The organism is Streptomyces sp. NPDC088124, from assembly GCF_040685895.1.
Taxonomy (GTDB): Bacteria; Actinomycetota; Actinomycetes; order Streptomycetales; family Streptomycetaceae; genus Streptomyces.
This window is the reverse complement of sequence record NZ_JBFBJB010000002.1, coordinates 228,170-251,867: the sequence shown is the minus strand read 5'-3', so window position 1 is coordinate 251,867 and position 23,698 is coordinate 228,170. Positions and strand designations below refer to the sequence as shown.

Genomic DNA, 23,698 nt, shown 5'->3' with positions numbered 1-23,698 from the left:
CTCCGCCACCATCTGCGACTAGGCTCGATCTCCGGGATCGCAGCCACCGGGACCGGACCCGGCCGGGAGGGAACCGGCCGGGCCCGGCCCCGGTTGGCCGATCGGGCGGATGCCGAGCTGACAGGAGACGGCGACATGACCATGCCGGGACGCAGGAGCAGTACGTTCACCCGACTGCTGCGGCACGGCTTCACCGACCCCTCCGCCGCCGAGCGGCTGCTCGACGCCCCGGAGATGGCGCCCGTACGCTCCGCCCCGCTGCTGCTCGACGCGCTCGGCCAGACCGCCGACCCGGATCTCGCGCTGCGCGGACTGGTCCGGGTGGCCGAGGCGGCCGAGCCGGAGGACCGGCGGGTCCTGCTCGACACCGTGATCGCCGCGAAGCCCCTGCGGGACCGGCTGCTCGGGGTGCTCGGCGCCTCCGAGGCGCTCGGCGACCATCTCGCCAGGCACCCCGAGGACTGGCAGGTCCTCGTCACCTACGAACTGGCGGACCTGCACCCCGGCGTCGAGGAGTTCGAGCACGGCCTCGCCGAGGCGAAGGACTCCGTCTCGCTGCGGATCGCCTACCGCCGCTCCCTGCTGGCCATCGCGGCCAGGGACGTCTGCGGCACCGCCGACGTCGCCCAGATCGCCGCCGAACTCGCGGACCTGGCGACGGCGACCCTCCGCGCCGCCCTCGCGATCGCCAAGGCCGCCGCGCCCGAGGACGCCGCCGCCTGCCGGCTCGCGGTCATCGCCATGGGCAAGTGCGGCGGCCACGAGCTGAACTACGTCTCCGACGTGGACGTCATCTTCGTCGGCGAACCCCCGCTGGGCGCCGACGAGGCCGACGGGACGAAGAGCGCCGTGCAGGCCGCCACCCGCCTCGCCTCCCACCTCATGCGGATCTGCTCCGAATCCACCGCCGAGGGAACGATCTGGCCCGTCGACGCCAACCTCCGCCCCGAAGGGCGCAACGGACCGCTCGTACGGACCCTCAGCAGCCATCTCGCCTACTACCAGCGCTGGGCGAAGACCTGGGAGTTCCAGGCGCTCCTCAAGGCCCGCCCCGTCGCCGGGGATCCGGTCCTCGGCGCCGAGTACATCGACGCCGTCTCCCCGCTGGTCTGGCAGGCGTCCGAACGCGACCACTTCGTCCCCGACGTGCAGAAGATGCGCCGCCGCGTCATCGACAACATCCCCGCCGGCCAGGCCGAACGCGAACTCAAGCTCGGCCCCGGCGGGCTGCGGGACGTCGAATTCGCCGTACAGCTCCTCCAGTTGGTGCACGGCCGCAGCGACGCCTCGCTGCGCGGCGGCTCCACGCTCGAAGCGCTCGACGCGCTCGCGGCCGGCGGCTACGTGGGCCGCACGGACGCCGCCCAGCTCGACGAGGCGTACCGCTTCCTGCGCGCCATGGAGCACCGCATCCAGCTCTACCGGCTGCGCCGCACCCATCTCGTCCCCGAGGACGAGGCCGACCTGCGCCGCCTCGGCCGCTCGCTCGGGCTGCGCGGCGACCCCGTCGCCGAACTCGACCGGGCCTGGCGGCGGCACGCCTCGGCCGTCCGCCGGCTGCACGAGAAGCTCTTCTACCGGCCGCTGCTCGACGCGGTCGCCCAGCTCGCGCCCGGCGAGATCCGGCTCTCGCCGAGGGCGGCCGGGCAGCGGCTCGAAGCGCTCGGCTACGCGGACCCGGTCGCCGCGCTCCGCCATCTGGAGGCGCTGTCCTCCGGGGTGAGCCGCAAGGCCGCCATCCAGCGGACGCTGCTGCCGGTGCTGCTCGGCTGGTTCGCGGACTCCGCCGACCCCGACGCCGGACTGCTCGGCTTCCGCAAGGTCTCGGACGCCCTCGGCAAGACCCCCTGGTACCTGCGGCTGCTACGGGACGAGGGCGCCGCCGCCGAGAACCTCGCCCGCGTCCTGTCCGCCGGGCGGCTCGCCCCCGATCTGCTGCTGCGCGCCCCCGAGGCCGTCGCCATCCTCGGCGACCCGGGCGGGCTGACCCCGCGCGGCCGCGACCACCTCGAACAGGAGGTCCTCGCGGCGGTCGGCCGCGCGGAGACCGCCGAGGGCGCCGTCACCTTCGCGCGCGGCGTCCGCAGGCGGGAGCTGTTCCGTACGGCGGCGGCCGACCTGATCGGCTCGTACGGTACGGAGGAGTCCCCGGCCGAGGAGGACCCGGGCGCCCTCGTCGACCGGGTCGGCAACGCGGTCACCGACCTCAACGCGGCCACGCTCGCGGCGGCCCTGCGCGCCGTCGTCCGCGACCAGTGGGGCGACACCCTGCCCACCCGGTTCGCGGTCATCGGGATGGGCCGCTTCGGCGGGCACGAACTCGGGTACGGCTCCGACGCGGACGTCCTCTTCGTCCACGAGCCGCGCGACGGCGTGAGCGAGCACGAGGCCGCCCAGGCCGCGAACGCCGTCGTCGCCGAGATGCGCAGGCTGCTCCAGGTCCCCACCTCCGACCCGCCGTTGCTGATCGACGCGGACCTGCGGCCGGAGGGCAAGAGCGGACCGATGGTCCGTACGCTCGCCTCCTACGCCGCGTACTACCGGCGCTGGTCGCTGGCGTGGGAGAGCCAGGCGCTGCTGCGCGCCGAACCGATGGCGGGCGACGCGGAGCTGGGCCGCCGCTTCATCCGGCTCGTCGACCCGCTGCGGTATCCGGAGCGCGGCCTCGGCGAGGACGCGGTACGGGAGATCCGCCGGCTCAAGGCGCGGATGGAGTCGGAGCGGCTGCCGCGCGGCGCCGACCCGACGCTCCACACCAAGCTGGGCCGCGGCGGCCTCTCCGACGTCGAGTGGACGGTGCAGCTCCTCCAGATGCGGCACGCCTGGGAGGTGCCGGGGCTGCGGACCACCCGCACCCGCGCGGCCCTGGCGGCGGCGCACGCGGCGGGGCTCCTCGGCGCGCAGGAGGCGGCGGTCCTGGACGAGGCGTGGGTCCTGGCGACACGGGTGCGCAACGGAGTGATGCTGGTCCGGGGCAGGCCCGGCGACACCTTCCCCTCGGACAGCCGCGAGATGGGCGCGATGGGCCGCTACCTGGGCTACGCCCGCGTACCGGAGCGGCAGCCCGGCGATCCGCAGCACGCGGGCAACGGCCTCGGCGCGGCCAACGGGCTGGGCGCGGGCGGCCTCGGCGCCGCCAACGGTTCCTACGCCAACGGGTACGGCGGCGTCAGCGGCGGCATGCTGGACGACTACCGGCGCACCACGCGCAGGGCGCGGGCGGTGATGGAGGAGTTGTTCTACGGGGCGCCCTGACGCGGCCGCCCGCGGTCGTCCGCGACCCGGCGCGGCAGGTGGTGCGGCAGCGCCCCGTACCAGAGGTACGAGAGCGTGAAGCCGAACGCCAGACAGAGCATGCCGCCCACCGCGTCCAGCCAGAAGTGGTTGGCCGTGGCGACGATGACCACCAGGGTGGCCGCCGGGTAGAGCAGGCCCAGGATCTTCGCCCAGGGCGCCGACGCGACCGCGAAGATGACCAGGCCGCACCAGAGGGACCAGCCGATGTGCATCGACGGCATGGCCGCGTACTGGTTCGACATGTTCTTCAGGTTGCCCGAGGCCATCGAACCCCAGGTCTCGTGACGGACGACCGTGTCGATGAAGTGCCCGCCGGACATCAGCCGCGGCGGCGCCAGCGGATACAGGTAGTAACCGAGCAGGGCCACGCCGGTGGTCGCGAAGAGGGTCAGCCGGGCGGCGGAGTACCGGCCCGGATGGCTGCGGAAGAGCCAGACGAGCACGCCGATCGTGACGACGAAGTGCAGTGTGGCGTAGTAGTAGTTCATGGCCACGATCAGCCACGTCACCGAATTCAGGGCGTGGTTGACGCTCTGTTCGACGGCGATGCCGAGGGTCTGCTCCGCCTGCCAGATCCAGTCGGCGTTCTTCAGTGCCTGGGTGCGCTGCTCGGGGACCGCGTTGCGGATGAGGGAGTACGTCCAGTAACTGACCGCGATCAGCAGGATCTCGAACCAGATGCGCGGGCGGCGCGGGGAGCGCAGCCGGCGCAGTCGCTGGGGCCGTACCTCCGAGACGGCCGAGGCGCTCGGGGCGCTCGGTGCCGTACGGTCCGCTTCGAGGGCCGCTGTCGGGGCCGCTGTCGGGGCCGTGTTCGGCTCCGTCTCCGGCTCCCTGTTCGGCTCCGTCTCCGGGTTCGCGCGCGTGTCCGTGACCGTGACCGCCTCCGTCGCCTGCGCCCCCGGGGCCGCTTCGTCCGCGGTGGGTGACGGCGTGGGGAACGGGGTGGCCGTGCGGCCTTCCTCTGCCTTTACCGTCGATTCACCCATAGGGCGAGAGTCTGCCAGATTCCTCACCCTCGACCGATCATCCCTCGGACGGGTTCCGCTCGCATGTGCTCCGTCTCAGGTACTAGGCCGCGACCCGGATATCCCTGGGGGTCCGGGGGCCGGCCCGGAAGCGGTTGAACCGCGTACCACCAGCTCGGGCATGAACACGAACTCGCTGTGCGGGGCGGGCGTACCGCCGATCTCCTCCAGCAGCGTACGGACCGCGGCCTGGCCCATCGACGGCACCGGCTTGCGGATCGTCGTCAGCGGCGGGTCGGTGAAGGCTATGAGCGGCGAGTCGTCGAAACCGACCACCGACAGGTCGCGCGGCACGTCGAGGCCGAGCCGGCGCGCGGCCCTGATCGCGCCGAGCGCCATCATGTCGCTCGCGCACACCACCGCCGTGCAGCCGCGCTCGATCAGCGCGGACGCCGCCGCCTGGCCGCCCTCCAGGGTGAACAGCGACTGCTGGATCAGCTCGTCGGTCTGCGGCCCGGTCAGCCCCAGCAACTCCTGGACCGTGGCCCGGAAACCCTCGATCTTGCGGAGCACGGGGACGAACCGCTTGGGCCCGACGGCCAGCCCGATGCGCTGATGGCCCAGCGAGACGAGATGCGTCACCGCCAGCCGTACGGCCGCCCGGTCGTCCGGCGAGATGAACGGCGCCCTGACCTTCGGCGAGAAGCCGTCCACCAGGACGAACGGCACGCCCTGGGCGCCCAGCTTCTCGTAGCGCCGCATGTCGGCGGAGGTGTCCGCGTGCAGCCCCGAGACGAAGATGATGCCGGAGACGTCGCGTTCGACCAGCATCTCCGTCAGCTCGTCCTCGGTCGAGCCGCCGGGCGTCTGCGTGGCCAGTACGGGGGTGTACCCCTGCCGGGTCAGCGCCTGCCCGATGACCTGGGCGAGCGCCGGGAAGATCGGGTTCTCCAGCTCCGGCGTGATCAGGCCGACGAGCCCCGCGCTGCGGCGCCGCAGCCGTACGGGGCGTTCGTATCCGAGGACGTCGAGCGCGGCGAGTACGGACTCACGGGTGGTCGCGGCAACACCGGGCTTGCCGTTCAGAACGCGGCTGACCGTCGCTTCGCTGACCCCCGCCTGAGTTGCGATATCGGCAAGCCGTGCGGTCATGTGAGTGGACTGTACCGGTCGTCTGTCGGATTGCCCACCGGGCGTGGCGAGCGCGGGACCGGCCGGCGCGCGGCAAGTTCTTGCAAGTTCTTGCGAAACCTTCCTGCGGTGCGGTTGACGCGCTCCCGTGGGGGCGGGGACCCTGGTCGCCGGTGGGTGACGGGGATCGGCGGAGCCGTCAAGGGTGAGCGGTGCAATCGGCAGGACACATGCCGGTAACGATCGGCGGACCTTGCAGAAATATTCCGCAAGGTCTTTCGGCCTTCTTGCATCGCTGTTACGTTCACGTCCGACCCGGCGCCGCGACGGAGCGGTACGGCAGTTGAAGGAGTTCGGATGCGACGTGGCATAACGGCCACCGCCCTGGCCGCGATCCTGGCCCTCGCGGCGACCGCCTGTGGCGGCGACGAGGGTTCCGGCGGCTCGAAGAGCTCGGGCGGCGAGCTCTCGGGGACGGTCACGTGGTGGGACACCTCGACCGTCGGCAGCGAGGACAAGGTGTTCAAGAAGCTCGCCGAGGGGTTCCGGGAGAAGCACCCCAAGGTCGAGGTCAAGTACGTCAACGTGCCGTTCGGCGACGCCCAGAACAAGTTCAAGAACGCCGCCCAGTCAGGCTCCGGCGCCCCCGACGTGATCCGCTCCGAGGTCGCCTGGACCCCCGAGTTCGCCGATCTCGGCTATCTCGCGCCCCTCGACGGCACTCCGGCGCTCAAGGACGAGAAGGACTTCCTTCCGCAGGCCGCCGCGTCCACGGAGTACGACGGCAAGACGTACGCGGTGCCCCAGGTCATCGACTCCATGGGCGTCTTCTACAACAAGAAGATCTTCAAGGACGCGGGTGTCGAAGTCCCCAAGACCGTCGCCGAGTTGAAGACCGTATCGAAGACGATCAAGGAGAAGACCGGGAAGACCGGGCTCTACCTGCGCGGCGACGACGCCTACTGGTTCCTGTCGTTCCTGTACGGCGAGGGCGGCAACCTCGTCGACGCCGGCTCCAAGACCGTCACCGTCGACAACCCGGCCGGCGTCAAGGCCATGAACGTCGTCAAGGACCTGGTCGACTCCGGCGCCGCCAAGACCGACGCCACCGACGGCTGGGAGAACATGCAGGCGTCGTTCAAGGACGGCGATGTCGCGATGATCATCAACGGCCCCTGGGCCGTGGCCGACACCTACGGCGGCGCGCAGTTCAAGGACAAGGCCAACCTGGGCATCGCGCCCGTACCGGCGGGCTCCGTCGCGCAGGGCGCCCCGCAGGGCGGCCACAACCTCGCGGTGTACGCGGGCTCCAAGAACCTGGACGCCTCCTACGCGTTCGTGGAGTACATGACGGCCGCGCAGAGTCAGGCGACCGTCGCCGAGCAGCTCAGCCTGCTCCCGACCCGTACCTCCGTCTACGCCATGCCCGGCGTCGCGGACAACGAGATCGTCGGGTTCTTCAAGCCGGTCGTCGACAAGGCCGTCGAGCGCCCCTGGATCCCGGAGACCGGCAGCCTGTTCGCGCCGCTGGTCACCGAGTACACCAAGGTCCTCACCGGCCAGAGCACCCCGGAGAAGGGCGTCGAGACCACCGGTGACGCCTACCGCAAGCTGCTCAAGGGCTGGAAGTAGCAGGGCAGTAGAAGCAGTAGCAGGAACAGCAGGAACAGCAGGAACAGCAGGAGAAAGGGAGGCCGGCTGATGTCCGTGCACACCACCGGCCAGTCGGTGGCGCGGGCCGCGGGCGACGAACTCGCCCGCGGCCGGGGCCGCGGCTCTGGCACGCCCCACGGCACCGGGTCCGGAGGCCCGGCCGGGGGTCCGGGCGGGGGACTCCGCCGGGCACTGGCGACGCACTGGTACGCCTGGACCATGGTCACCCCGGTGGTCGTCGTGATCGGCGTGATCATCGGCTATCCGCTGGTCCGGGGCGTCTACCTGTCGCTCACCGACGCCAACGAGCGCAACGTCGAACGCAGCATCGGCGTCAACCACCTGCCCGCCACCTACGAGTTCGTCGGGCTGGACAACTACACCGCGGCCCTGACGGGCGACCAGTTCCTGTCCACCCTGGGCTGGACCCTGGTCTGGACGGTCTCCTGCGTCGGCCTCACCTTCGGCCTCGGCCTGGCCCTCGCGAACATCCTCAACCGCCGGATCGCGGGCCGCTCCCTCTACCGGATGCTGCTGATCCTGCCCTGGGCCGTGCCCGGCTTCGTCTCCGTCTTCGCCTGGCGCTTCCTCTACAACGAGGACCGCGGCTTCCTCAACAAACTGCTGGCCGGGGGCGGCATCGACGCCGTGCCGTGGCTCAACGACCCGACGTGGGCGAAGTTCTCCGTCATCGCCGTCAACATCTGGCTCGGCGTGCCCTTCATGATGGTCGCGCTCCTCGGCGGACTCCAGTCCATCCCGGGGGAGATGTACGAGGCGGCCGAGATGGACGGCGCCAACCCCTGGCAGCGGTTCGTCCACATCACCATGCCGGGGCTGCGCTCCGTCAGCACGACGGTGATCCTGCTCTCCACCATCTGGACGTTCAACATGTTCCCGGTGATCTTCCTGCTGACCAGGGGAGGACCCGGCGACGCCACCCAGATCCTGGTCACCCAGGCGTACAAGTTCTCCTTCGAGATCAGCCCGCGCGACTTCGCGCAGTCCTCCACCTGGGGCGTGCTGATCCTCGTCCTCCTGATGCTCTTCGCCGCGGTCTACCGGCGAGTCCTCCGCAAGCAGGGAGATACGTGGTGACCACCGCCCCGGCCCCGGAAGCCGCCGTCTCCGAAGCCCCGGCCACCGACACGGCCCCGGCCCCCGTCACCGGAGCCCGAGGCCGTCGTTCCCCCGCGGCCTCCGTCGCGCTGCACGCCACCCTCGTCGTGGCGTCGGTGATCGCGGTCTTCCCCGTGCTGTGGGTCCTGCTGACCTCGCTCAAGCCCGCGAGCTACGCGACCACCACGGACTTCTTCAAGGACACCACGTTCGGGAACTACACCAACCTGCTGCGGGACACCCCGTTCCTCACCTGGTTCGGCAACTCGCTGCTCATCGCGGGCCTCACCACCGTGCTCGGCGTCTTCGTCGCCGCCACCACCGGCTACGCCGTCAGCCGCTTCCGCTTCCCCGGCAAGCGCGGGCTGATGTGGACGCTGCTGATCACCCAGATGTTCCCGGTCGCCGTCCTCATCGTGCCGATCTACAACATCATGTCGGGCCTCGGGCTCCTCAACAATCCGACCGGCCTCGTCATCACGTACCTCACCATCGCCGTGCCGTTCTGCGCCTGGATGATGAAGGGCTTCTTCGACACCATCCCGCAGGAGATCGACGAATCCGGGATGGTGGACGGGCTCACCCCCTTCGGCACCTTCTTCCGGCTGATCCTGCCGCTCGCGCGGCCGGGTCTCGCGGTCACGGCGTTCTACTCCTTCATCACCGCGTGGGGCGAGGTCGCGTACGCCTCCGCCTTCATGGTCGGCGACGAGAACCTGACCCTCGCCGGCGGCCTCCAGAAGTTCGTCAACCAGTACGGCGCCCAGTGGGGCCCGATGACCGCCGCGTCCGTACTGATCGCCGTCCCGGCGGCCCTCGTCTTCCTCTTTGCCCAGCGCCATCTCGTCACCGGGATGTCGGCGGGCGCGGTCAAGGGCTGACGGAAACACACCAGCAGGCCGGCAGGCCGGCACAGCAGCAAGTCCGCCGCTGGTGCCGCGACCGGCAAAGCTTGCCGGTCGCGGCACTGGTTACCGCGGCCTTCGGACACTCCAGGCCACCCGCCCCCAGACACTCCAGGGACGACATGACCCAGCACCTCGCTGCCCCTCTCTCCGGCACGTCCGACGACGCCCCGGGCCACCGCCACGGCTGGTGGCAGGACGCGGTGATCTACCAGGTCTATCCACGTAGCTTCGCCGACGGCAACGCCGACGGAATGGGCGATCTCGACGGAGTACGCCGCCGCCTCCCGTATCTGAGGGAACTGGGCGTCGACGCCGTCTGGCTCAGCCCCTTCTATGCGTCCCCGCAGGCCGACGCCGGGTATGACGTCGCCGACTACCGCGCCATCGACCCCATGTTCGGCACCCTCCTCGACGCCGACGCGCTGATCCACGACGCCCACGCGCTGGATCTGCGGGTCATCGTCGACCTCGTGCCCAACCACTCCTCCGACGCGCACGACTGGTTCCGCCGGGCGCTGCGCGAGGGCCCGGGATCCCCGCTGCGCGAGCGGTACCACTTCCGGCCCGGTAAGGGCGCGCACGGCGAACTCCCGCCCAACGACTGGGAGTCCGTCTTCGGCGGCTCCGCCTGGACCCGTACCTCCGACCCCGACGGCACCCCCGGCGACTGGTATCTGCACCTCTTCGCCCCCGAGCAGCCGGACTTCAACTGGGACCACCCGGCGGTCGCCGACGAGTTCCGCTCCATCCTGCGCTTCTGGCTCGACATGGGCGTGGACGGCTTCCGTGTCGACGTCGCCCACGGCCTGGTGAAGGCGGAGGGCCTGCCCGATGTGGGCGGCGCGGGGCGGCTCAGGCTGCTCGGCACCGCCGACGGCGGCACGCCCTTCTTCGACCAGGACGGTGTCCACGAGATCTACCGCCAGTGGCGCACCATCCTCGACGAGTACCCCGGCGACCGGATCGCCGTCGCCGAGGCCTGGACGCCGACCGTCGAGCGCACCGCCCACTACGTACGCCCCGACGAACTGCACCAGGCGTTCAACTTCCAGTACCTGTCGACCTCGTGGGAGGGTACGGCGCTGCGTGAGGTCATCGACCTCTCCCTCGCCGCGATGCGTCCCGTCGGCGCCCCCACCACCTGGGTGCTCTCCAACCACGACGTCACCCGGCACGCCACCCGCTTCGCGGGCCCGCCCGGCACCGGCACCCAGACCCGGGAGCCGGGGGACCGTACGCTCGGGCTGCGCCGGGCCCGCGCGGCGACGCTGCTGATGCTCGCCCTGCCCGGCTCCGCCTACATCTACCAGGGCGAGGAGCTGGGGCTCCCCGACGTCACCGACCTGCCGGACGAGGCCCGGCAGGACCCGTCGTACTTCCGCGCCGAGGGCCAGGACGGCTTCCGCGACGGCTGCCGGGTGCCCATCCCCTGGACCCGCGAGGGGAGTTCGTACGGCTTCGGCGAGGGCGGCAGCTGGCTGCCGCAGCCGGAGCAGTGGGGGGAGCTCTCCGTCGAGGCGCAGACCGGCGACCCGGCCTCCACGCTGGAGCTGTACCGGGCCGCGCTCGCCGTACGCAAGGAACACCCCGGGCTCGGCGCCGGCACCGACGTGGCGTGGCGGGACGCGCCCGAGGGCGTGCTGATCTTCGCCAGGGACGGTTTCGTCTGCACCGTCAACACGACGGGGACGGCGGTACGGATCCCCGCCCCGGGCACGCGGCTGCTGGCGAGCGGACCGCTGGGCGCGGGGGACACCGCCCCGGGCGCGGAGTTCGAGCTGCCGGCCGACACCACGGTGTGGTGGACGGTCTGAGCGACAGCCACCGCTGAGTCCCCCCCCCAGAGACGCACCACCTGCACGATTCGCACCACCCGCACCACCAGCACGGCAAGCAGTCACCCGCACCTCCCCCACCAGTGCTGTTGGAGGAATCATGGCTCGCAGACCCCTGGCGGCCGCGCTCGCCCTCGTGGCGGGCGCGGCCGCCGCCCTCACGGTCCCCACGGGGACCGCGCAGGCGGCGCCGCCCGGCAGCAAGGACGTCACCGCCGTTCTCTTCGAGTGGAAGTTCGACTCCATAGCCAAGGCGTGCACGGACACCCTCGGCCCCGCCGGCTACGGCTACGTACAGGTGTCGCCGCCCCAGGAACACATCCAGGGCGGCCAGTGGTGGACCTCGTACCAGCCCGTCAGCTACAAGATCGCGGGCCGTCTCGGGGACCGCGCCGCCTTCTCGAACATGGTGAACACCTGCCACGCGGCGGGCGTCAAGGTCGTCGCCGACAGCGTCATCAACCACATGGCCGCCGGTGACGGCACCGGCACCGGCGGCACCCCGTACACCAAGTACAACTACCCGGGCATCTACTCGGGCGCCGACATGGACGACTGCCGCGCCACCATCAGCAACTACGGCGACCGCGCCAACGTCCAGAACTGCGAACTCGTCGGCCTCGCCGACCTGGACACCGGCGAGGACTACGTACGCGGCCGGATCGCCGCGTACCTCAACGACCTGCTCTCGCTCGGCGTGGACGGCTTCCGCATCGACGCGGCCAAGCACATGCCCGCCGCCGACCTCGCCAACATCAGGAGCAGGCTGAGCGATCCGGGCGCCTACTGGAAGCAGGAGGCGATCCACGGCGCCGGTGAGGCGGTCTCGCCCAGCGAGTATCTCGGCACCGGGGACGTCCAGGAGTTCCGGTACGCCCGGGACCTCAAGCGGGTCTTCCTCAACGAGAACCTGGCCTATCTGAAGAACTTCGGCGAGAGCTGGGGGTACATGGCGTCGGGGAAGTCCGCCGTCTTCGTCGACAACCACGACACCGAGCGCGGCGGCGACACCCTCAGCTACAAGGACGGCGCGAACTACACGCTGGCCAATGTGTTCATGCTGGCCTGGCCGTACGGCTCGCCCGATGTGCACTCCGGGTACGAGTACACCGACCGCGACGCGGGCCCACCCAACGGGGGTACGGTCAACGCCTGTTACAGCGACGGCTGGAAGTGCCAGCACGCCTGGCGCGAGATCTCGTCCATGGTCGGCTTCCGCAACACCACCCGGGGCCAGGCCGTCACCGACTGGTGGGACAACGGCGGCGACCAGATCGCCTTCGGCCGGGGTTCGGCGGGGTACGTGGCCATCAACCACGAGGGCTCGGCGCTGACCCGTACGTTCCAGACCTCCCTGCCGGGCGGCGCCTACTGCGACGTGCAGAGCGGGAAGGCGGTGACGGTCAACGGCTCGGGCCAGTTCACCGCGACGCTCGGCGCGAACACGGCGCTCGCGCTCCACACCGGCGCGCGGACCTGCTCCGGTGGCGGCGGTACGGAGCCACAGCCGGGCTCCTCCGGGGCGTCTTTCGGCGTCAACGCGACGACGACGGTCGGACAGAACATCTATGTCACCGGTAACCAGTCCGCGCTGGCCAACTGGAGCACCGGTGGCGCGCTGAAGCTCGACCCGGCGGCCTACCCGGTGTGGAAGCTCGACGTGGCGCTCCCGGCGGGCACGACGTTCGAGTACAAGTACCTCCGCAAGGATGCGGCGGGCGCGGTGACGTGGGAGAGCGGCGCCAACCGCACGGCCACGGTGCCCGCGTCCGGCAAGGTCACGCTGAACGACACCTGGCGCGGCTAGGGCGTGTTGCGAAAGTAGCGCCGTCCGCCCGCAGGGCGGGGCTTGCGGCGTCTGGTGCACTGCACTCGCTCCGCTCGCTCCGTCTCGGCACCTTGATTCGTCCTGTGGACGCCGAGCGCGATCGCAAGGCGGAGGATCGGCGCCCTCGATGGCCTGGACGTACGTGGACGACTCCGACAACGCAGCGGGCGTGCCTGCCAGGCGTCGCGAGCCAGGCGGGACTTTCGACCTAGCGCCGTTCGAGCCGGGTACCGCCCGCGCCGGGCGCCAGCGGCCCGGTCACCGTCCGTGCCGGGCACCGTCCCGCGCCGGGCGCCGGGCGGGCCGCATCCGAGGTCCGTCCGGCGCCCGGTCGCCGTACCCCGCTCGCCCCGCTCACTCCGCTCGCCTCCGTATCCCTCCTCCCCATCTCAGGAGCCCTCGCGTGATACGCCCGTCCCTGCGCGCCGCGGTGACCGCCGTCCTCGCCGCCGCCCTGTGCGCGGCGCTCGCGCCCGTACCGGCCACCGCCGCGTCCGCCTCCTCACCCGCGTCCGAACCCGCATCCGCATCCGCCTCCGCGCCGGCGGCGGCCACCGCCGAGGCCCTGTGGATCGACGCGGGCACCGTCGTCTGGAAGGTCGCCGCCGCCCCCGGGAGCCGTCAGGAGCTGGCGTACGGCGACGGGCGGCTGCGGCTCACGCCCGGCCGCCTCACCGACGCACAGCGGGCCCGGTTCCCGCACCTCGCGGAGTATCCGGCCTTCACCGTGGACCCCCGGGACCGCCCCCGCGCCCGTACGGCGGTGCGCGGCCAGGTCACCGCCGTCCAGCGCGCGGCCGACGGCGCCCTCCTCGCCGCCACCGGCGTGCAGATCCAGGGCGTCCTGGACGACCTCTACAGCGCCCGCGCGGCCAAGGCATCGCTCGGCCCGGTCTTCACCGGGGGCCGCCCCACCCTCTCCGTCTGGGCGCCGACCGCCCGTACCGTCTCCCTCGAACTCGGGGCCGGCGCCGACGCGCGTACGGTGCCGATGCGGCGCGACGACGCCTCCGGCGTCTGGTCGGTGCGCGGCCCCGCCTCCTGGGCGGGTGAGCCGTACCGGTACGCCGTGACCGTCTGGGCCCCCGGCGCGGGCAGGACCGTCACCAACAAGGTCACCGACCCGTACTCGACCGCGCTCACCACCGACTCGGCGCGCAGCCTCGTCGCCGACCTCGCCGATCCGCGGCTCGCGCCCGCCGGCTGGTCCACCCTGCGCAAGCCGAAGGCCGTACCGCTGCGCGACGCGCAGATCCAGGAGCTGCACGTCCGTGACTTCTCGGTCGCGGACCCCACCTCGCGCCACCCGGGCGGATACCTGGCCTTCACCGACACCGCGTCCAACGGAATGCGGCACCTGCGGGCGCTCGCCGCCGCCGGGACCTCGTACGTCCATCTCCTCCCGGTCTTCGACATCGGCACCATCCCCGAGAAGAAGTCCGAACAGGCCGTGCCGGGCTGCGACGTGGCGGTGTACGCCCCCGACTCGGCCGAGCAGCAGGCGTGTGTCGCGCGCACCGCGGCCCGGGACGCGTACAACTGGGGGTACGACCCGCTGCACTACACGGTGCCCGAGGGCTCGTACGCCTCCGACCCCGAAGGGACCCGGCGTACGGTCGAGTTCCGGCGCATGGTGCAGTCGCTGAACGCCTCCGGGCTGCGCACGGTCATGGACGTCGTCTACAACCACACCGTGGCGAGCGGCCAGGACGAGAAGTCCGTCCTCGACCGGATCGTGCCCGGCTACTACCAGCGGCTGCTCGCGGACGGCACGGTCGCCACCTCGACCTGCTGCGCGAACACCGCGCCCGAGAACGCCATGATGGGCAAGCTCGTCGTCGACTCGGTGGTCACCTGGGCCAGGCAGTACAAGGTGGACGGCTTCCGCTTCGACCTGATGGGCCACCACCCCAAGGCGAACATCCTCGCCGTACGGAAGGCGCTCGACGCGCTGACCCCCGCGAAGGACGGCGTCGACGGCAAGGCCATCGTCCTGTACGGCGAGGGCTGGAACTTCGGCGAGATCGCCGACGACTCCCGCTTCGTCCAGGCCACCCAGCGCAACATGGCGGGCACCGGTGTCGCGACCTTCTCCGACCGGGCGCGGGACGCGGTGCGCGGCGGCGGCCCCTTCGACGCGGACCCGGGTGTCCAGGGCTTCGCCTCGGGCCTCTACACCGACCCCAACTCCTCCTCCGCCAACGGGAGCAGGGAGGAGCAGCGGGCCCGGCTGCTGCACTCCCAGGACCTGGTGAAGGTCGGCCTGTCGGGCAGCCTCGCGGGGTACGCGTTCACGGACACGTCCGGGCGCCGGGTCACGGGCGCGGAGGTCGACTACAACGGCGCACCGGCCGGGTACGCGGCCGTCCCCGGCGACGCCCTGGCCTACGCGGACGCCCACGACAACGAAACCCTCTACGACGCGCTGGCGTTCAAGCTGCCGCCCGCGACCCCGGCCGGCGACCGTGCCCGTATGCAGGTGGTCGCGCTGGCCACGGCGGCGCTCTCGCAGGGGCCCGCGCTCTCCCAGGCCGGCACGGACCTGCTGCGCTCCAAGTCGCTGGACCGCAACTCGTACGACAGCGGCGACTGGTTCAACGCGATCCACTGGGAGTGCGGAAACGGAGACGGCAGCAGCAGCGGCGGCGGTAACGGCTTCGGCCGGGGGCTGCCGCCCGCCGCCGACAACGCGGACAAGTGGCCCTACGCCCGGCCCCTGTTGGCCGACCCGGCGCTGAAGCCCGGCTGTTCGCAGATCGACGCCACCTCCGCCGCCTACCGGGACCTGCTCCGTATCCGCACCACCGAACCGGTCTTCTCCCTCGCCTCCACGGCCGCCGTCCAGTCCGCGCTCTCCTTCCCGCTCTCCGGTCCCGACGAGACCCCCGGGGTCGTCACGATGCGCCTCGGCGATCTGGTGGTGGTCTTCAACGCGACGCCGTCGACCCGGAGCCAGCGGGTGGCGGAGCTGGCGGGACGGCCGTACGCGCTGCATCGCGTCCAGGCCGGGGGCGCGGACCGCACGGTCAGGTCCGCCGCGTACGAACGGGCGACGGGCACCTTCACCGTGCCGGCGCGCACGGTCGCGGTCTTCGACGCCGGCGCGGGTGCGGGTGCGGGCGCGAGTGCGGGTGCGGGCCAATAGATCTGTACGTGGCAGACCAATTGACGAAAAGTCAATGGTAACTGACGGAAATACAGCAGATGACAGTCGTTTCTGACCGTTTCCCACCACGGGTGTCGGTCCTGGGCCCGAACTGGTCCAGACTGTCCCCGTGGTGGGGAACATGCCCGAAGAGACGACCAGCTTCGTAGGGCGCAGGACCGAACTGATCCTGGTGGAACGCGCGCTCGACGAGCACCGGCTGACCACGCTGACCGGCAGCGGCGGCGTCGGCAAGAGCAGACTCGCGCTGCGCGCCGCCGACCGCGCCCGCGCGGCGGGAGACTACCCCGACGGAGTGTGGTGGGCCGACCTGGCCCCCCTCCACGACGAGCGGATGCTGCTCATCACCGTCTCCGACGCCGTCGGCCTCTTCGACCACTCCCTGCGCATGCCCATCGACGCCCTCTGCGAATGGCTCGCCCACCGCCGGCTCCTCCTCGTCCTCGACTCCTGCGAGCGGATGACGGAGGCCTGCGGCCACCTCGTCGGCGAACTCCTCACCGCCGTCCCCGGCCTCACCGTCCTCACCACCAGCAGGCAGCCCCTCGGCATCCCCGCCGAGCACCTCCTCGATGTACCCCCGCTGCCGCTCGACGGCGTCGACGGAGAAGACGGCCAGGGCGGCCAGGACGACGTACTCCAGCTCTTCCGCGACCGCGCCGCCCGCGCCGCGCCCCGGCTCTCCTTCGACGACCCCGACACCCTCGCGTCCGCCGCGCAGATCTGCCACCGCCTCGAAGGCATCCCGCTCGCCGTCGAACTCGCCTGCGCCCGGCTCGACGAGAACTCCGTCGACCAGATCGCCCTCCTCCTCGACTCCCGGCTCGACACCCTCACCCACCAGAACGTCTGGCCCCAGCGCCACCGCGCCCTGCGCACCGCCATCGGCTGGAGCCATGAACTGTGCGCGCCCCTGGAACGGCTGCTCTGGGCCCGGCTCTCCGTCTTCCGCGGCGACATCGACGCGAACGACGCACGCGCCGTCTGCGCCGGCGGCCCGCTCACCCCCGACGGCGTCACCCAGGCCCTCGCCGGGCTGGCCCGCCAGTCCGTGCTGCGCCGGGACACCTTTGGCACGGACGGCCACGACCGCTACCGCATGCTCGACACCATCCGCGAGTACGGCACGATGTGGCTCGCCGAACTCGGCGAGGAGAAACTGCTCGCCGACCGGCACGCCGCCCACTTCGCCGACCTCGCCCGCCGCGCCCACACCGGCTGGGCCGGCGGCGGACAGGTCGCCTGGTACCGCAGGATCACGGACGTTCACGTTGACCTGTGCGCCGCCCTCAACCACCTGTTCGTGGAGGACCCCGCCGCGGCCCTGGACATGGCCGGCAGCGTCGCCTTCTTCTGGACCTGCTGCGGCCACCTCCACGAGGCCAGGATCTACCTGGAGTACGCCCTCGACGCCGACCGTACCCCGGGCCCCGACCGCACCCGCGCCCTGTGGGCCCTCGGCGTCACTCTCATGCTCCAGGGCGACCACGAGGGCGCGTTCCGGCTCGGCGAACGGTGCTCCGTCGCCGCCTGGCACGACAGGGAGTCCGACTCCCTGCTCTCCGCGGCCTACCTCCTCAGCCTCAGCTGCCTGATGATGGGCCGCGCCCAGGCGTCGTACGTCGTCGCCGACCGCGCCCTGCGCACCCACCCGGGCGACTTCTTCGACTCGTCGGCCCAGCTCCGCTGCCGGCTGGTCCGGGTCTTCGCCCTCACCGGGCTCGGCCGGTTCGACGAGGCGCGCGACCAGGCGGCGGAGCTGCGCCGGGTCTGCGTGGACCGCGGCGAGTGCTGGACCAGGTCGTACGCGGACTACCAACTCGCCCTGATCTTCCTCCTCCAGGGCCGGCCGTACGAGGCGGAGGCGCACGCCCGCTCGATGGTCGCCGGCAAGGAGGAACTGGGCGACAGCTTCGGCATCGCCCTCGGCCTCGACCTGCTCGCCGCCGCGGTCGCCGCGCAGGGCGACGGCGAACGGGCCGCGCACGCCTACGGCACCGGCCAGGCGTTCTGGCGCATGATCGGCCAGCCGCAGCGCGGCACCCCGGAGCTGGAGCAGGTCCGCGAGGAGTGCGAGCGGCAGGCACGGGCGGCGGCCGGGAGCCCGGTGTACGAGAACGCCTTCCACCGCGGCCTCGTCGACGACGGCCGCAGCGGCCTCGCCCGCGCACTCAGAGGCCATCTCCCGGGGGACTGACCGGAGTCGGCCCGACCGGTCCGGGGCCCGGCCGACGGCAAAGAATTCCTTGTGACCGTGTGAACGCGGCCGGGCGGGACATCCGGTAGGTATGACGTCCACCGACGCGAAACCGGAAGAGAGCCCGGGCGAGAGCCGGGACAACCGGAAGAGCCGGGACGGGGCGCGCCCCGCGCGGCTCTCCCGCTGGGCCAAGGCGCCCATCGCACTCGTCGTCGTGGCCGCGCTGCTCTTCCTCGGCAGCCGGCTCGATCTGCTGCCCGGACTCGGTGGTCTCTTCGGCGAGGAGACCCACGACCGTACGGGCCCGACCCTGCTCCAGTCCATCCAGGACCTCGACCGGTACGAGGCCGCGTCCGGCAACTTCCAGGTCGTCGTGGACCTGGAGAAGGACACCAAATACCTGCCGGACGCGATCCGCGGCTCCCGGACCCTCTTCGTCGGTGCGGGCACGGTCAGCTCGTACGTCGACTTCCGCTCCATCGGCGACGGCAACGTCCAGGTCAACGAGGAGCGCACCGCCGCGACCATCACCCTGCCGCACGCGCGGCTCGGCAGCCCGGCGATGGACGCGGACCGTTCGTACGCCGTGTCCAAGCAGCGCGGACTGCTCGACCGGCTCGGCGACCTCTTCTCCGACAACCCGGCCGACGAACGCGCCGTGAACCGGCTGGCGGCCCGGCACATCGGCGAGGCGGCCGAGGACAGCGAACTCACCGCCCGCGCGGAGAAGAACACCACCGCCATGCTCCAGGGGCTGCTGCGCTCCCTGGGCTTCACCGAGGTGAAGGTCACCTACACCTGACGCCGCTGCCCCGGCAGCGCTGTCACCCCGGCCCCCAACCGGCCGAGCCGGCCGAGAAGATCACCGAAAGCCCCGTCGGCCGGCTCGTCCGCGACGATCTTCAGCAGGATCCCGGCCATCTCGTCGTCGTACGCGGCGCTCACCGCGGCCAGCGCCGCGAAGTCGTGGACGAGCTGCCACTCCAGCTCCCGGCGCGGAATCCGCCGCCCGTCGAGCCAGAGCAGCGCCGTCGACTCGGCGAGCGACACCCAGGACCGCACGACCAACTCCAGCCGCGCGGGCGGATCCTGGACCCCGAGATGGGCCAGGATCTGCTCGTACGCGGCCTGCCGCACCTCGTCGATCAGCGCCGCCGCGGCCGTCCCCGAACCGGCGGCGGGGCCGCCCCGCATGAGCGCGGAGAAGCCGGGGCCGTGCTCGTCGACGAAGTCGAAGAACCGCTCCATGACCCGGTGCAGCCGGGCCCCGAGCGGCCCTTCGTGCGGCTCCAGGAACCGCGCCGCCAACTCATCGGCCGCGCGCCGCAGCGCCGCCTCGTACAGGCTCTGCTTACCGGGGAAGTAGTGGTAGACGAGGGGCCGGGATATCCCGGCCGCCGCGGCGATCTCGTCGATCGACACGTCCTCGGGGGAGCGGCGGCTGAACAGCTCCAGCGCGACCCCGATGAGCTGCCGCTTCCGCTCCTCGACGGCCATCCTTCGGCGCACCCCGGTCGTCATGGGCACAGCCTAACCGGCCGCTTCCGTGAGATGTCGGTTACGCTCCCGGCATATGAGCACCCCCGACGAGGCAGCCCCGACCCCGCTCCCGGATCCCGCCCCGCACGACCCCACCACCTCGGACGCTCCCCGCGCCGAACTGACGCCCCGTCAGGCTCGTCTCCTCCGCATCACCGTGGCCTCGGCGCTGCTGCTCACCCTGGCCACCCTGCTCGCGATCCGCCTGGCGGAACGCACATCGGTCCTCGTCGTGGGCGTCTACGGCCTGGCGATGATCCTCTGCGGCGTGGTGATCGAACTCAGCCGCCACGGCCGCACCCGCCTCTCCACCTGGCTCCTGGCCGGGGGCCTCCTCGGGGCCCTGGCAGCGGACTGGCTCCTGCTTCCGTGACCGGGGTGCGGCGGGGGGCCCGGGGACCCGCTACCCCTCGGTACTGACCCGGTCCACGTACGCGACGAAGGCGCCCCATGCGGGGCGGCTGAAGTCGAGAACGGGCCCGGCCGGGCGCTTGCTGTCGCGCACCGGAACTATGTGAGGGATGTTGTCCGCGGTCTCGACGCACTCGTTGTTGCCCACGCTGTGCGTGCTGCGCCGCCACCTCGCGTGCGACAGGTCCGGTGTGACGCGGTCTGCGCTCTTCATGCTCTGTACTCCTCGGCTCTGCGACGGATGACGGCGCGGGACTCCGTCGGCGGGAGCGCGCATGCGCGTGCGGCGTCGAACAGGGCCTGGTATCGGGAGACTTCGACTTCTCGCTCCAGCCACATGGAACCGGTCGGGTTGTCCGCCAGCACCACGTCGAGCGCCCCCTCCTCGGGAAAGCCCAGCACTACGTACGGGCCGAACATACTCGCATGGGCTCCACGGGAGAACGGCAGCACCTGGACGGTTACGTTGGGCTGCTCCGAGGCGGTGGCCAAGGCTTCCAGCTGTGCCTTCATCACCTTGGGGCCCCGACCTCTTGCAGGAGCACGGCCTCGGACAGAACGGCCCAGAGGTGCAGAGGGGTATCCCCCGACAGGCGTTCCTGGCGGGAGAGCCGTACGTGGACGAACCGCTCGATCTCGTCCGCCGTCTGCCACTGCTGTGAGGCGACCGTAACGGCCCTGATGTACTCCGGGATTTGCAGCAGGCCAGGGACAAGCTGCGGCTGAAAGGTGCGGATCGAGTCCGCCATGGCCTCCAGAGCGATGTAGTCCCGGTACGTATCGGCGAGAACGGAACCGTATTGGTTCCACCACCCCTCCCTACGGCGACGATTGGCCTTGCGGGCCAAGCCGCTCAACCGCCTCTGCGCCTCGGGGTCGGACACCTCGTACGCGTGCAGCATCGCCGTCGGATCGGGGAGGCGGACAGCTACGCGGCCGTTTTCGATGCGGCTGATCTTCCCTTTGGTGCAGTCGAGGGATTCGGCGGCCTGGGAGGTGGTCAGGCCCGCTTCCTCGCGCAATCGGCGCAGCTCATCGCCGAGTTGGCGGCCGAGGACGGCCTGCTGTGGCTGGAGGTGAGCGACGCCGGGGCCGGCCGGCCCGAAGTGCGGGTGCCGGGGCGGGACGAGACGTGCGGGCGCGGGCTGCTGCTGGTGGAGGCGCCGGCCGATCGCTGGGGCGTACGCGACCGTGCGGGCGGCATCGGGAAGACGGTCTGGGCACGGCTGAAGGCCCCGGGCCTCCTGCCCGTCCCCGGTGGGGAGGAGGTTGCGGCGATCACGGTCCAGGTGGGTCAGCGGGTTCGCGTGTGGGGCGCGTGGCGTACGGTCCGCAGCGTACGGAGCGAGGAGAACCCGGCCGGTGTGCCGAGCATTGTCCTGGGCCTGGACGAGGGCCCGGCCCTGTGGATCGACGCGACCGAACCGGTGACCGTGTGGATGGACGCGGCCCCCGGGTGAGTCGGCATGCGGTGCGGCCCCAAGCGCCTACTTCTCGGTCGTCAGCCGAGCGAGTTCACCTTCCTGCCGTCCTCCGTCCGGCCGTGGAGCTCCGCGTGGGCGTCCTCCAGGGCCGGGAGGGCCAGGGTGTTGGTCTTGGACGTGCCCGACACTCCGCCCGTGGCGGTAACGGCGCGCAGGCCGGGGGCGCCCGCCGCCAGGAGGAACCAGTGGCCCGCCCGGGACTTCCACAGGACGCCCGCCAGGACGCGGGGGTCGCGGGTGCCGCAGGCCGGGGAGTCCGCCGCGCCCGCCGCGAGGGCGGCCGGGGCGGCGGGGTGCTGGGAGGGGGCCTGGAAGTGGGCCAGGACGCGGGTGCCCGGGCCCCGCCAGGTCTCGGCCCGGGTGCAGAGCCAGGCCGCCGTGCCGTTGGACTCGGGGAGGGGCTGGCGGGCGAACTCCCAGGAGTTCACGGAGCGTACGCCGCCCGCCCGCGCCGAGGGGAGCAGACAGGCCGTGCGGGCCCAGGCCGCGCGGTCGGCGGGGGTCGAGACGTCCTCGGGGGAGCCGGGCGGTCCCGATGTCAGGCGCGCCGGGGTCAGTTCGCCCAGGTCGGTGAGGAGCCGGCGGGCGGGGGAGGGGGTGCCGGCGGTGCCCACCTCCAGGGTGTCCCAGGAGCGGCAGGACGCGCGCGGGGCCGTGGGGCTCGGCAGCGGATCCGTCACGCCGTCCGCGTCCCGGCGCAGCGGGCGCGCCGGGACGGTCGGGGCGAGGAGGTCGCGTACGGCGGTGCCGGTCACCCAGGGCGCGGTGAGATAGCGGACGTTGTCGTCCGAGCGGCCGACGACCAGCGCCCCCGAGGCCGCCTCGTCCGCGCCGTCCGTGCGTGCGAAGTCCAGCGCCGCGAGACCGCCGTCCTCGCCAGGGTCGCCGCCCGCGCCGCCTTCGCCGGTCTCCGCGTACCGCACCACCCGCAGGCCGTCGTGGAAGAGCACCACCCGCACCCCGTCGACCTCCCCGGCGTACAGCAGTTGGGGCGAGCCCATCGGCGGGCCCGACGGTGTGGCCGGTGTCGTCGTGATGTGGACGGCGCGGCCCGGCTGGGCCCAGACCGCCAGCGCCCGGCGCAACAGGGCGCTGTCGGTGACCAGTTGGCCGCGCGCGGGCCAGACCGAGAAGTCCGTACGCTGCGCGGTCCGCCATGCGGTGGGCCCGATCCGCCGCACCTTGGCCGGGTCGAGGGCCGAGCGCGCCGCCGGGTTCCCGGTGAACGCGGGGGCCGAACCGTCCGGGGCCCGGCCGCCGGCGTCCACCCCGAACAGGGCGGCGCAGACGAGCGCGGTGGTGGTGGCGAGGGTGGCCCTGCGGTACCGGCGGCGGCGCAGCAGGTCGGTGGGCCTGGCCTGGAGCGAGCACGGGTCGAACTCGGTGGAGTGCAGAAGGGGTTCGGATACGGGTCCTGAAGAGACCGAGGAGGCCGGGGAAGGGGACCCCGCGTCGGTGGCCTCCCGCAGCGCCGTGTCCACGTCGTCGGCGCCGGCGGCGGCGAGCAGTTCCCGTACCTCCAGGTCCCCGAGGCCTTCCAGCCCGCGCAGGACGAACGCCGCCCTGGCCGGTCCCGGGAGCGCGGAGAGCCGCCGGTCCAGGGCGAGTTCGTCCGCGCCGCCGGAGCGCGGGAAGAGCCGCAGCCCCCAGACGCGCGGGAGCAGCGGCGGCAGTTGGGCGCGGCTCGGCCACGCGAAGCGGCGCAGCGGGCGTCCCGCGTCCAGCGCCTGGCGCAGCACCCGGCCCCGTACGTACGCGTAACTCGCCCGGCGCGCCTCGGTGATCCCGGCCCCGGTCCCCGTCCCCGGCGCGCCGCGCTGGCCCGGGATCCCGGGGCCGTCCACCGCCGCGCGCCCGCGGGGCAGCGAGCGCTGCACCAGCGCGTGCGCGGTCAGCACGCGGCGGTTGCGGCCGAGGGCGGGCGGCAGGACGAGGTAGGCGAGGCGGACGAGACGGGGGTAGTGCTCCACGAGCGCCGCCTCGGCCTGTTCCAGCCCGACGGGGGTGAGCCGGGCGGCAGGCGGGGCGGGCGCGGAAACGGCGGGGGCGTCGGCCGGGGCGGCGTTGTCTCGGGGCACGCTCAGCAGAACGATCGATGGAGCCGATGGTCACCCCGGCACCTCCGTCGCGGAGTTCACCGTTCCCCCACACGACCCTCC

16 protein-coding genes and 1 pseudogene are annotated in these 23,698 nt (G+C 72.2%); 11 read left to right on the top strand and 6 right to left on the bottom strand.

The features are described from left to right. Window positions 1-135 precede the first annotated feature (135 nt). On the top strand, window positions 136-3,255 hold the full coding sequence (locus tag AB0P17_RS02460; RefSeq protein ID WP_365806839.1) for a bifunctional [glutamine synthetase] adenylyltransferase/[glutamine synthetase]-adenylyl-L-tyrosine phosphorylase: 3,120 nt from the start codon (window positions 136-138) through the stop codon (window positions 3,253-3,255). Here AB0P17_RS02460 and AB0P17_RS02455 read toward each other — a convergent pair. Continuing rightward, window positions 3,240-4,286, bottom strand: a complete 1,047-nt coding sequence (locus AB0P17_RS02455; protein WP_365806837.1) for a phosphatase PAP2 family protein — start codon at window positions 4,284-4,286, stop codon at window positions 3,240-3,242. The genes AB0P17_RS02460 and AB0P17_RS02455 overlap by 16 nt on opposite strands. 75 nt (window positions 4,287-4,361) lie before the next feature. Beyond that, the gene (locus AB0P17_RS02450; RefSeq protein WP_365806836.1) at window positions 4,362-5,417 is read right to left on the bottom strand and encodes a LacI family DNA-binding transcriptional regulator; all 1,056 of its coding nucleotides are present in this window, start codon (window positions 5,415-5,417) and stop codon (window positions 4,362-4,364) included. 336 nt (window positions 5,418-5,753) lie between these two features. On the opposite strand from AB0P17_RS02450, the gene AB0P17_RS02445 reads away from it, so the two are divergent. The 8 genes from AB0P17_RS02445 (at window position 5,754) to AB0P17_RS02410 (ending at window position 18,907) form a co-directional block, all read left to right on the top strand. Beyond that, complete coding sequence (locus AB0P17_RS02445; protein ID WP_365806834.1) at window positions 5,754-7,028, top strand: extracellular solute-binding protein; 1,275 nt, start codon at window positions 5,754-5,756, stop codon at window positions 7,026-7,028. A 69-nt stretch (window positions 7,029-7,097) separates the two neighbouring features. Further along, window positions 7,098-8,147 (top strand): sugar ABC transporter permease, encoded by a 1,050-nt coding sequence (locus AB0P17_RS02440; protein ID WP_365806833.1) that lies wholly within the window; start codon window positions 7,098-7,100, stop codon window positions 8,145-8,147. Beyond that, window positions 8,144-9,049, top strand: a complete 906-nt coding sequence (locus AB0P17_RS02435) for a carbohydrate ABC transporter permease (RefSeq protein ID WP_365806831.1) — start codon at window positions 8,144-8,146, stop codon at window positions 9,047-9,049. Before AB0P17_RS02440 ends, AB0P17_RS02435 begins: the two co-directional genes overlap by 4 nt. A gap of 146 nt (window positions 9,050-9,195) precedes the next feature. Next, window positions 9,196-10,890, top strand: coding sequence for a glycoside hydrolase family 13 protein (locus AB0P17_RS02430; RefSeq protein ID WP_365806829.1), 1,695 nt, complete (start codon window positions 9,196-9,198; stop codon window positions 10,888-10,890). A 121-nt stretch (window positions 10,891-11,011) separates the two neighbouring features. After that, complete coding sequence (locus tag AB0P17_RS02425) at window positions 11,012-12,718, top strand: carbohydrate-binding module family 20 domain-containing protein (RefSeq protein ID WP_365806827.1); 1,707 nt, start codon at window positions 11,012-11,014, stop codon at window positions 12,716-12,718. Window positions 12,719-13,142: 424 nt separating this feature from the next. Continuing rightward, window positions 13,143-15,884, top strand: coding sequence for a pullulanase-type alpha-1,6-glucosidase (gene pulA / locus AB0P17_RS02420; RefSeq protein WP_365806826.1), 2,742 nt, complete (start codon window positions 13,143-13,145; stop codon window positions 15,882-15,884). A gap of 142 nt (window positions 15,885-16,026) precedes the next feature. Then, window positions 16,027-18,102: a regulator gene (locus AB0P17_RS02415; RefSeq protein WP_365806824.1), complete on the top strand. Its 2,076-nt coding sequence runs from the start codon at window positions 16,027-16,029 to the stop codon at window positions 18,100-18,102. 91 nt (window positions 18,103-18,193) lie between these two features. Then, window positions 18,194-18,907: a DUF4230 domain-containing protein gene (locus AB0P17_RS02410; protein ID WP_365806822.1), complete on the top strand. Its 714-nt coding sequence runs from the start codon at window positions 18,194-18,196 to the stop codon at window positions 18,905-18,907. Here AB0P17_RS02410 and AB0P17_RS02405 read toward each other — a convergent pair. Then, window positions 18,898-19,626, bottom strand: coding sequence for a TetR/AcrR family transcriptional regulator (locus AB0P17_RS02405; protein WP_365806820.1), 729 nt, complete (start codon window positions 19,624-19,626; stop codon window positions 18,898-18,900). The genes AB0P17_RS02410 and AB0P17_RS02405 overlap by 10 nt on opposite strands. 52 nt (window positions 19,627-19,678) lie before the next feature. On the opposite strand from AB0P17_RS02405, the gene AB0P17_RS02400 reads away from it, so the two are divergent. After that, window positions 19,679-20,017 (top strand): hypothetical protein, encoded by a 339-nt coding sequence (locus tag AB0P17_RS02400; RefSeq protein WP_365806818.1) that lies wholly within the window; start codon window positions 19,679-19,681, stop codon window positions 20,015-20,017. A gap of 30 nt (window positions 20,018-20,047) precedes the next feature. Here AB0P17_RS02400 and AB0P17_RS02395 read toward each other — a convergent pair whose 3' ends face one another. Beyond that, on the bottom strand, window positions 20,048-20,269 hold the full coding sequence (locus tag AB0P17_RS02395) for a DUF397 domain-containing protein (protein ID WP_365806816.1): 222 nt from the start codon (window positions 20,267-20,269) through the stop codon (window positions 20,048-20,050). Further along, window positions 20,266-21,086: pseudogene (locus tag AB0P17_RS02390) on the bottom strand (helix-turn-helix transcriptional regulator). The gene AB0P17_RS02395 and the pseudogene AB0P17_RS02390 overlap by 4 nt, the downstream one beginning before the upstream one ends. Before the next feature lie 12 nt (window positions 21,087-21,098). On the opposite strand from AB0P17_RS02390, the gene AB0P17_RS02385 reads away from it, so the two are divergent. Next, window positions 21,099-21,515: an ATP-binding protein gene (locus tag AB0P17_RS02385; protein ID WP_365806814.1), complete on the top strand. Its 417-nt coding sequence runs from the start codon at window positions 21,099-21,101 to the stop codon at window positions 21,513-21,515. A 41-nt stretch (window positions 21,516-21,556) separates the two neighbouring features. Here AB0P17_RS02385 and AB0P17_RS02380 read toward each other — a convergent pair whose 3' ends face one another. After that, on the bottom strand, window positions 21,557-23,533 hold the full coding sequence (locus AB0P17_RS02380) for a hypothetical protein (protein WP_365806937.1): 1,977 nt from the start codon (window positions 23,531-23,533) through the stop codon (window positions 21,557-21,559). Between the last annotated feature and the right edge of the window lie 165 nt (window positions 23,534-23,698).

Bases quoted from the DNA above. Each gene is read 5' to 3' on its own strand.
- AB0P17_RS02405 (WP_365806820.1), bottom strand. From the start codon at position 19,626: ATGACGACCGGGGTGCGCCGAAGGATGGCCGTCGAGGAGCGGAAGCGG.
- AB0P17_RS02410 (WP_365806822.1), top strand. From the start codon at position 18,194: ATGACGTCCACCGACGCGAAACCGGAAGAGAGCCCGGGCGAGAGCCGG.
- AB0P17_RS02460 (WP_365806839.1), top strand. From the start codon at position 136: ATGACCATGCCGGGACGCAGGAGCAGTACGTTCACCCGACTGCTGCGG.
- AB0P17_RS02440 (WP_365806833.1), top strand. From the start codon at position 7,098: ATGTCCGTGCACACCACCGGCCAGTCGGTGGCGCGGGCCGCGGGCGAC.
- AB0P17_RS02450 (WP_365806836.1), bottom strand. From the start codon at position 5,417: ATGACCGCACGGCTTGCCGATATCGCAACTCAGGCGGGGGTCAGCGAA.
- AB0P17_RS02425 (WP_365806827.1), top strand. From the start codon at position 11,012: ATGGCTCGCAGACCCCTGGCGGCCGCGCTCGCCCTCGTGGCGGGCGCG.
- AB0P17_RS02430 (WP_365806829.1), top strand. From the start codon at position 9,196: ATGACCCAGCACCTCGCTGCCCCTCTCTCCGGCACGTCCGACGACGCC.
- AB0P17_RS02400 (WP_365806818.1), top strand. From the start codon at position 19,679: ATGAGCACCCCCGACGAGGCAGCCCCGACCCCGCTCCCGGATCCCGCC.
- AB0P17_RS02415 (WP_365806824.1), top strand. From the start codon at position 16,027: ATGCCCGAAGAGACGACCAGCTTCGTAGGGCGCAGGACCGAACTGATC.
- AB0P17_RS02455 (WP_365806837.1), bottom strand. From the start codon at position 4,286: ATGGGTGAATCGACGGTAAAGGCAGAGGAAGGCCGCACGGCCACCCCG.
- AB0P17_RS02395 (WP_365806816.1), bottom strand. From the start codon at position 20,269: ATGAAGAGCGCAGACCGCGTCACACCGGACCTGTCGCACGCGAGGTGG.
- AB0P17_RS02445 (WP_365806834.1), top strand. From the start codon at position 5,754: ATGCGACGTGGCATAACGGCCACCGCCCTGGCCGCGATCCTGGCCCTC.